Here is an 8,273-nt window from a genome sequence, read left to right as displayed (position 1 = left end):
TCGCTGCCGTTCGCGCTGGTCGGTGGCATCTGGTTCCTCTATCTGCAAGGCTACAACCTGTCGGTTGCCACCGGTGTGGGATTCATCGCCTTAGCGGGCGTGTCAGCCGAATTCGGCGTGGTTATGCTGCTGTACTTGAAGCAGGCGGTAGCTGCTCGACAGGGAACAGGAGCGACGCTGACGATCTCCATTCTTGAAGACGCGATTCGGGAGGGTGCCGTGCTTCGCGTTCGTCCTAAGGCCATGACCGTCGCCGTAATTCTGGCTGGCCTAGTGCCCATTTTGTGGGGAAGTGGTGCCGGCTCCGAAGTCATGAGCCGCATCGCTGCACCCATGGTCGGCGGCATGATCACGGCTCCCTTGCTATCGATGTTTGTCATCCCGGCCGGGTATCGCCTGATGCGCGGTCGCCAATCCAAAGCTGTACAGGCTTGATCTATTTTTAACCTGAAAGGAAATTCATCATGAAGAATCGTTTAGTCATTGCCGCATTCACTACTATTGTCTTCCTTGGCGCGCCGTCGGCTTTTGCTGCGGACATGGGGAATATGAGCAATATGGGTAAAAGTGAGCAGACCGAGAAGACCGCACACGGTATAGGCGTCATCAAAGCTATTGATGTAAAGCAGAAAACCATTAATTTGGCTCATCAGCCCATCAAAGAACTTAACTGGCCAGCGATGACCATGGGCTTCACAGTAGCTGATGAGAAATTGCTCCGTGGACTCATGGTCGGTGAGCAGGTTTCCTTCGACCTAAAAGGGAGCGGTGCGGCGCCTGTGATCACTGGAATACGTCCAGCCAAATAGGGGTCGCCTCAGAAAACGGAAAATAAAGCACGCTAAGCCGGTTGCAGCGGTCGTAGCGGCCTGAATTTGCCCGCGCCGATCTTGGCGCTGCTGCGCCAGAGGTAATCTCCGGTCAGGTTGATGTGCTCCCAGCCCAGTGGCGACAGGTACTGCAACAGCGCCTCATCGACGGCATGGCCGTTGCCACGCAAGGCATGCGCTGCGCGCTCCAGGTAGACCGTGTTCCACAACACGACAGCCGCCGTCACCAAGTTGAGGCCGCTGGCACGGTAGCGCTGCTGCTCAAAGCTGCGGTCACGGATTTCGCCCAGCCGGTTGAAGAACACCGCCCTGGCCAGCGCGTTGCGGGCTTCGCCCTTGTTCAGCCCGGCATGGACGCGGCGGCGCAGCTCGACGCTTTGCAGCCAGTCCAAGATGAACAGCGTGCGCTCGATGCGCCCCAGCTCGCGCAAGGCTACGGCCAAGCCATTCTGGCGCGGATAGCTGCCGAGCTTGCGCAACATCAGCGAGGCCGTCACCGTGCCCTGTTTGATCGAGGTGGCCAGCCGCAGGATTTCATCCCAATGGGCGCGGACATGCTTGATGTTGAGCGTGCCACCAATCATCGGCTTGAGGGCATCATAGGTGGTTTCGCCCTTGGGAATGTAGAGCTTGGTGTCGCCCAGGTCGCGGATGCGCGGCGCGAAACGGAAGCCCAACAGGTGCATCAAGGCGAAGACGTGATCGGTGAAGCCCGCCGTGTCTGTGTAGTGTTCCTCGATGCGCAGGTCGGACTCGTGGTACAGCAGACCATCGAGCACGTAGGTCGAGTCGCGCACGCCGACATTGACCACCTTAGTATGAAACGGCGCGTACTGGTCGGAGATGTGGGTGTAGAACGTCCGCCCTGGGCTGCTGCCATATTTTGGATTGATGTGTCCGGTGCTCTCGGCCTTGCTCCCTGTTCGGAAGTTCTGGCCGTCCGACGATGACGTAGTGCCATCGCCCCAATGCCCGGCGAACGGGTGCCGGAACTGGGCGTTCACCAGTTCGGCCAGCGCCGCCCCGTAGGTTTCGTCACGGGTATGCCAGGCTTGCAGCCAGGCGAGCTTGGCGTAGGTCGTTCCGGGGCAGGACTCGGCCATTTTCGTCAGCCCCAGGTTGATCGCGTCGGCCAGGATCGTGGTCAGCAACAGGTTCTTGTCCTTGGCCAGATCGCCCGATTTCAGGTGCGTGAAGTGGCGGGTGAAGCCCGTCCATTCATCGACTTCAAGCAGCAATTCTGTGATCTTGACGTGCGGCAGGATCATGGCCGTCTGGTCGATCAACGCTTGCGCAGTGTCCGGCACCGCCGCATCGAGCGGCGTGATTTTCAGGCCCGACTCTGTGAGGATGGCGTCCGGCAGATCGTTCGCCGCCGCCATGCGGTTGACCGTGGCGAGCTGCGCTTCCAGCAGCTCCAAGCGCTCGCTCAGGTACTGGTCGCAGTCGGTGGCCACGGCCAGCGGTAATTCACTGGACTGCTTGAGGCTGGCGAACTTCGCGGGCGGCACCAGGTAGTCCTCGAAGTCCTTGAACTGGCGCGAACCCTGCACCCAGATGTCGCCCGAGCGCAGGGAGTTCTTGAGTTCCGACAGGGCGCACAGTTCGTAGTAGCGCCGGTCGATTCCGGTGTCGGTCATTACCAGCTTCTGCCAGCGCGGCTTGATGAAGCCGGTCGGCGCATCGGCGGGCACCTTGCGGGCGTTGTCGGTGTTCATACCGCGCAGCACCTCAATGGCGTCGAGAACGTCCTTGGCAGCGGGCGCGGCCCGCAGCTTGAGCACGTCGAGGAATTCCGGCGCGTAGCGGCGCAAGGTGGAGTAACTCTCGCCGATGCGGTGCAGGAAATCGAAGTCATCGGGCTGCGCGAGCTTTTGCGCCTCGGTGACGCTCACAGCGAACGCATCCCAAGACATGACGGCCTCGATGGCGGCGAATGGGTCGCCGCCCGATTGTTTGGCGTCGATCAGCGCCTGGCCGATGCGCCCGTACAGGCGCACCTTGGCGTTGATGGCTTTGCCCGATGCCTGGAACTGCTGCTGATGCTTGTTCTTGGCGGCGTTGAACAGCTTGCCCAGGATGCGGTCGTGCAGGTCGATAATTTCGTCGGTGACGGTGGCCATGCCCTCAATGGCCACCGTCACCAAAGTAGCGTAGCGCCGCTGAGGCTCGAACTTGGCCAAGTCGGCGGGTGTCATCTGGCCGCCCTCGCGGGCGATCTTGAGCAGCCGGTTTTGATGAACCAGCCGCTCGATGCCGGTAGGCAGATCGAGCGCCTGCCAGGCTTTGAGGCGTTCGATGTGTTCCAGCATGTGGCGCGAGTTCGGTTTGACGGGCGACTGGCGCAACCAGGCCAGCCAGGTCGTCTTGCCGTTGTCTCGGCGTTTCAGCAGATCGTCGAGGCGGCGGCGATGCCCGGTCGTCAGCGGCTCGTACAGGGCTTCGTGGATGCGCCGGTTGGCGCGGGTGATGGCCTCGGCACTGGCACGCTCGATGGCGTTGAGTGCGGGCAAGATGATCGACTGCTGCCGCAAATGTTCGATCAAGGCATCGGCCAGTACGATGCCCTTGTCGGTCTGCATGGCCAGACCCGTCAATGTGTGAACGGCCTGCCGGTAGTGACTCATGGTGAACGGCTGGAAGCCGAACACAGTTTGCAGCTCGACGAGATGTTCGCGCCGAGTCTGTTCCCGCCGCTGCCCGTAATCGTTCCAGCTTTCAACACCGACCTTGAGCTGGTCGGCGACCAGTTTCAGCAAGGGCGGGAACGGCGGCTGATCGACGCCAAGGACAATGCCCGGAAAGCGGAGGTAGCATAGCTGCACCGCGAAGCCCAGCCGATTCGCAGGCCCGCGCCGCTGCCGGATGATCGAAAGGTCACTATCACTGAGTGAGTAATGCCGGATTAAATCGTCCTTGGTGTTCGGCAACGCCAGCAGGCTATCCCGCTCGGTGGCGGACAGAATGGAACGACGTGGCATGCTAATGATCCGTTCTCAAGTATTGATACAGGGTCTCCCGACTGACGCCAAACTCGCGGGCCAGCTTCGCCTTCTGCTCACCAGCGTTCGCGCGCTGACGCAGTTCGGCCGCACGCTCTGGCGATAGCGCTTTCTTGCGGCCCCGGTAGGCACCGCGCTGCTTGGCGAGCGCGATGCCCTCACGCTGCCTTTCGCGGATCAGGGCGCGCTCGAATTCGGCGAATGCACCCATCACGGACAGCATCAGATTCGCCATCGGCGAGTCCTCGCCGGTGAAGGTCAGGCATTCCTTGACGAACTCGATGCGTACGCCGCGCTTGGTGAGCATTTGCACCAGACGGCGCAAGTCATCGAGGTTGCGCGCCAGGCGATCCATGCTGTGCACCACCACGGTATCGCCTTCGCGCACGAAGGTCAGCAGCGTGTCGAGCCGCGGGCGCCGCGTATCTTTGCCCGAAGCCTTGTCGGTGAACACCTTGTCCACCTGGCTCTGTTCTAGCTGGCGTTCTGGGTTTTGGTCGAAGCTACTGACCCGCACGTACCCGATGCGTTGACCTTTCATGTGCGTCTCCTGCGCTAATGTGTCAAGAAAGAATCTATGAGCCTTTATTGAGTGTGTCAATAAAGGCTCAATAGGACTACATCCTGACGCATGTCGGACGCAATGCCTGACGCCTAGTTAGGGTATAGGTCAACTGGACAACGTGAACAGGCCAACGGCTTGGCGCACGATTTCCTTGTGCTTTCAGCTCGCTGCTGGCAACTTAACGGCCAGCACGTCGATTTTTTCGATGACGGGCGCATGAGCCAGCAGTTCAGACGCTTGTGCCATCAGTGCAGCGGCGATCGGCCCGGCCAGATGCGCGTCACGGCCCGCCTCGTCGGCGAAGGCGTCGAAGATGCCAAACGTCGACGGCGTGATCTTGAGCGCGAACCAGAGCGTGGTACCGGCCTCCCGCATGGCCAGCGGCAGTGCGCTCTTGAGAAATGCTTCGACGGCGGCTTCCTTGCCAGGTTTTGCGACCAGTGTGGCGCGAATAGCAAGCTTGACCATGATGTGTGTTCCTTGAGAGTTGTTGATGGAGGAACAAATCTTAGGCTCGAGCGGTAGCGGAGTATAGTGGCGGAATCGCCATTAATGATATATTATCCGCCATGCTCATCTATGTATTTGCCCTCAATGGGGTATTCGATATTGGCCTTGCGTCGCTGCTGGACGTCATCGGTACCGCCAACGAGTTGGGGCAGCGCGAGCAGTCTTCGTTGCAGCTAGACATGCGCCTAGTGGGAGTGCGCCAAGAGGTGCACACGGCGCAGGGGTTGAGCGTTCCCGTCACGCGGGTGACGGCCTTGCCCAGGCCCGATGTCGTGCTGCTCCCCGCACTGGGCAGCAAAATGCCGCAGCCTTTGTTAGCGGCGTTGACGCGTCCCGACGTCATCGAGGCTGGCACCTGGCTGCGGCAATGGGCCGCAGCAGGCGTGCATATTGGAGCCGCCTGCACCAGCACCTTCGTGCTGGCCGAAACCGGACTGCTCGACGGACAAAGCGCGACCACATCCTGGTGGCTATCAGCGCTGTTTCATCAGCGCTATCCGCTGGTGGCGCTCGACGAATCACGGATGCTGGTTAATTCGCCCGGTTTCACCACGGCAGGCGCGGCGCTGGCCCATCTCGATCTGGGGCTGGGCGTGGTGCGTGGCCAGAGCCCAACGTTGGCCGCGCTATGCGCGCGCTACCTGCTAATCGAGCCGCGCGCGTCGCAAGCAGTGTTCATGATTGCCGATCAGGTAGCGCATGCCGACCCGATCGTCGAGCGCTTCGAACAGTGGGCCAGAGAGCGACTGGCCCTGGGCTTTTCGATGAGCGATGCCGCCCGCTCCGTGGGCAGCAGCGAACGGACGCTGGGACGGCGCCTGCAGGCCGTGCTGGGCAAGTCGCCGTTGACGTATTTCCAAGACTTGCGCGTGGAGCGCGCGGTGCACTTATTGCAGACGACCGAGGAAAGTATCGAGCGCATCGCCGGCTTGGTCGGCTATTCCGACGGCACGACCTTGCGCACCTTGTTGCGTCGCAAACTAGGTCGCGGCGTGCGTGCGCTGCGCGAGCGACATGGCTAAATAGCGCAGCTAAGCACAAAGCACGTCACGGCCCAGCGCAAATCCGGCTTAACGTGCTTTATTTTCCGTTTTCTGAGACGACCCCATCAAGGGCTTGCAGCCGGATGCGGTCCGCATTGTGCTGAGCGCCACGACCGAGCGCAGCGATATCGTTGCGGCGGTGAACCGCGCCGAAGTGTTTCGCTACCTGGCCAAGCCATGGCAGAGCCGGGAACTGGTGGCGACGCTGCAGGCGGCCTTCGACTACCACGATGCGCGCCTGCGCGCACGGTCCGGTGCGGCGCCCGCGCAGGCGAGCGCGCACGAACGCGAACTGCTGCGCCTGGAGCGGGAGGAACCGGGCATCACGCAGGTCGACTGGGACGCGGATGGCAATGTCAGGCTGTTCTGATGGTGCCGCCGGGGTAGCGCCGGCCACGCCGGCCTAGCTGACCAGCCGGTGCCGCATCGCATAGCGGATCAACTCGGCATTGCTCTTGATCCGCAGCTTGGTGAAGATGCGGCCGCGGTAGGTATTGACGGAACTGATACTAATGTCGAGCTTGCCTGCAACCTGCTTGACCGGGCTGCCCAGGGCCAGCAGGCGCAACACGTCGTGTTCCCGTTCGGTCAGCAGTTCGTGCGGGTGGCGCGGATGTGGCGACGCCAGCTTCTCGGCGAGCAGCTCGGCCAGGGTTTCGCTCAAGTAGCGCCCACCCGCGTGCGCCTTGCGGATGGCCTTGACGATGACGTCGGCGGCCAGCGATTTGCAGAGGTAGCCGGCAGCACCGAGCCGCAGGACGGCAATGCCGAACTGCGCCTCGCTGTGCGAACTGAGCACGAGGACCGGCATGCCGGCAAAGCGCTCGGTGACCGCGCGCAGCGCGTCCAGTTCATGCGTGCCACTGAGGCTCAGGTCGAGCAGCAGCACGTCGGGCCTGGTGGCCGCCAGATCGGCGCTTTCCCCCACCACCACGATGCCCGGATCCACCGCTACGACCCGTTTGACCCCCTCGCGGACAAGTTGATGCCCGTCGGCGACCACCACCCGTATCGTGTGCAGCGGGTCTTCGGCGAGCGTGAGATGTTCAGTAAGCAGATCCATGCCGACCTCCTTGTATGTGTGGCCATATCGCTGGTTCGGTTCGATCGTACATCGCATCAATATCCATACATCGAGACGACTCGCAGTTGGAAATGCTGCCGGAGTTTCAGGTCCGCATGCGTTAAGATGGTTGGTCTAACCGTTTCGTGCGCGTCGTTCGCGCCTGCCTATGGAATTTCGCCAGATCCACTACTTCATCTCGCTCTTTGAAGAAGGAACGGTGACCCGTGCCGCGCATCGCCTCAACATCGTGCAGCCTGCGCTGAGCATGCAGATCGCCAGGCTCGAGGAGCAGATCGGCCAGCAGTTGTTCGAGCGCAGCAAGCGGGGAATGGTGCCGACGGCGGCGGGCCGGGAGATGTACCGCCTGTTCCTGCCGATCATGCGCGACTTCTCGAATGCCCATGCCCAGTTACTCAGCAACGACGACGCCATCCGCGGCCAGGTCAGTATTGGCCTGATCGCCTCGATTACCGAGGGTGTGCTGGCCGACACCCTCGGCGTGTTTTCGAGCCAGTACCCGGACGTCAGCGTCAAGGTGGCCGACGGCTACACCAACACGCTGATCGACTGGGTGTCGGGCGGCCAGCTCGACGCGGCGATCGTCAACAAGCCGCGCCGCCCGCTGGCGCTGGACGTCGAACACATCGTCGACGAAGAGATGGTGCTCATTACCAGCGCGGGGCATGAGGGCGCCGTGCCGCCGCGCCTCACGCTGCGCCAGCTTTCCGCGCTCAACCTGCAACTGATACTGCCGACGCGCGGCCACGGCCTGCGCAGCAATATCGATAGTTTCGCGCAGAACGAGAATGTCGAACTGAACCCGAAATTCGAGATCGATTCACTGGTCACGACGGTCAATCTGGTCGAACAGACCCAGCTTGCCACCATCGTTCCGCATATTGCGGTCCATCGACAACTGAGCGCCGGCAGCTTGCGCGCTCATACCATCGTCTCGCCGCGCCTGATCCGGCAAGTCGTCAGCGTCGCTCACCCGCGCCGGCCGCTCAATCCCGCCACCAGGCTGTTCATCGCCATGTTGGCGCAGAACATGCTCCTGCGCAGGAAAAAGCATGAGCCGGAGCCGGCCGACGCAAGCGACGGCGCCGACCTCGGCGCGTAGCCAGGGTGCCGCCTTACACCAGCCCGGCGTTGCGAAAGATGTGCTTGGTCTCGAGGAAGTCCGCCAGGCCCTCGTAGCCATGCAGGCGGCCGATGCCGCTGCGGCGGTAGCCGCCGGTCTCCGCTTCCGCAAACAGG

At 61.9% G+C, this 8,273-nt stretch carries 9 protein-coding genes; 5 read left to right on the top strand and 4 right to left on the bottom strand.

What is annotated here, in order from left to right; translation table 11 throughout:
- A partial coding sequence (locus RV1423_RS27810; protein WP_034303878.1) for an efflux RND transporter permease subunit occupies nucleotides 1–435 on the top strand: 435 nt, incomplete at its 5' end.
- Nucleotides 436–464: 29 nt separating this feature from the next.
- Nucleotides 465–809, top strand: coding sequence for a copper-binding protein (locus RV1423_RS27805; RefSeq protein ID WP_051517017.1), 345 nt, complete (start codon nucleotides 465–467; stop codon nucleotides 807–809).
- Nucleotides 810–841: 32 nt separating this feature from the next.
- On the opposite strand, the gene RV1423_RS27800 is transcribed toward RV1423_RS27805, so the two are convergent.
- The 3 genes from RV1423_RS27800 to RV1423_RS27790 form a co-directional block, all read right to left on the bottom strand.
- Nucleotides 842–3,811 (bottom strand): Tn3 family transposase, encoded by a 2,970-nt coding sequence (locus RV1423_RS27800; protein WP_034303874.1) that lies wholly within the window; start codon nucleotides 3,809–3,811, stop codon nucleotides 842–844.
- A 1-nt stretch (nucleotide 3,812) separates the two neighbouring features.
- Nucleotides 3,813–4,373 (bottom strand): recombinase family protein, encoded by a 561-nt coding sequence (locus RV1423_RS27795; protein WP_034303873.1) that lies wholly within the window; start codon nucleotides 4,371–4,373, stop codon nucleotides 3,813–3,815.
- Between the two features lie 183 nt (nucleotides 4,374–4,556).
- Entirely contained in the window at nucleotides 4,557–4,865 is a 309-nt protein-coding gene (locus RV1423_RS27790) for a putative quinol monooxygenase (protein ID WP_034303872.1), read from the bottom strand.
- A gap of 101 nt (nucleotides 4,866–4,966) precedes the next feature.
- Here RV1423_RS27790 and RV1423_RS27785 point away from each other — a divergent pair, with 101 nt between their 5' ends.
- A complete protein-coding gene (locus tag RV1423_RS27785) occupies nucleotides 4,967–5,929 on the top strand; it encodes a GlxA family transcriptional regulator (protein ID WP_034303871.1) in 963 nt (320 codons plus the stop codon).
- A 94-nt stretch (nucleotides 5,930–6,023) separates the two neighbouring features.
- Nucleotides 6,024–6,320 carry a hypothetical protein gene (locus RV1423_RS27780; protein WP_051517016.1) on the top strand — a complete coding sequence of 99 codons (297 nt, stop codon included), beginning with the start codon at nucleotides 6,024–6,026 and terminating at the stop codon, nucleotides 6,318–6,320.
- A 33-nt stretch (nucleotides 6,321–6,353) separates the two neighbouring features.
- On the opposite strand, the gene RV1423_RS27775 is transcribed toward RV1423_RS27780, so the two are convergent.
- Nucleotides 6,354–7,013, bottom strand: coding sequence for a response regulator transcription factor (locus RV1423_RS27775; RefSeq protein WP_051517015.1), 660 nt, complete (start codon nucleotides 7,011–7,013; stop codon nucleotides 6,354–6,356).
- 169 nt (nucleotides 7,014–7,182) lie between these two features.
- Between RV1423_RS27775 and RV1423_RS27770 the strand changes: the two genes are divergently transcribed.
- Nucleotides 7,183–8,136 (top strand): LysR family transcriptional regulator, encoded by a 954-nt coding sequence (locus RV1423_RS27770; protein WP_051517014.1) that lies wholly within the window; start codon nucleotides 7,183–7,185, stop codon nucleotides 8,134–8,136.
- The last annotated feature ends 137 nt before the right edge of the window (nucleotides 8,137–8,273 follow it).

This window comes from Herbaspirillum sp. RV1423, assembly GCF_000577615.1.
In the GTDB taxonomy this organism is placed as follows: domain Bacteria; phylum Pseudomonadota; class Gammaproteobacteria; order Burkholderiales; family Burkholderiaceae_D; genus Herbaspirillum.
Note: the sequence above shows the minus strand (reverse complement) of the source record. Positions and strands in the feature narration are given on the sequence as shown.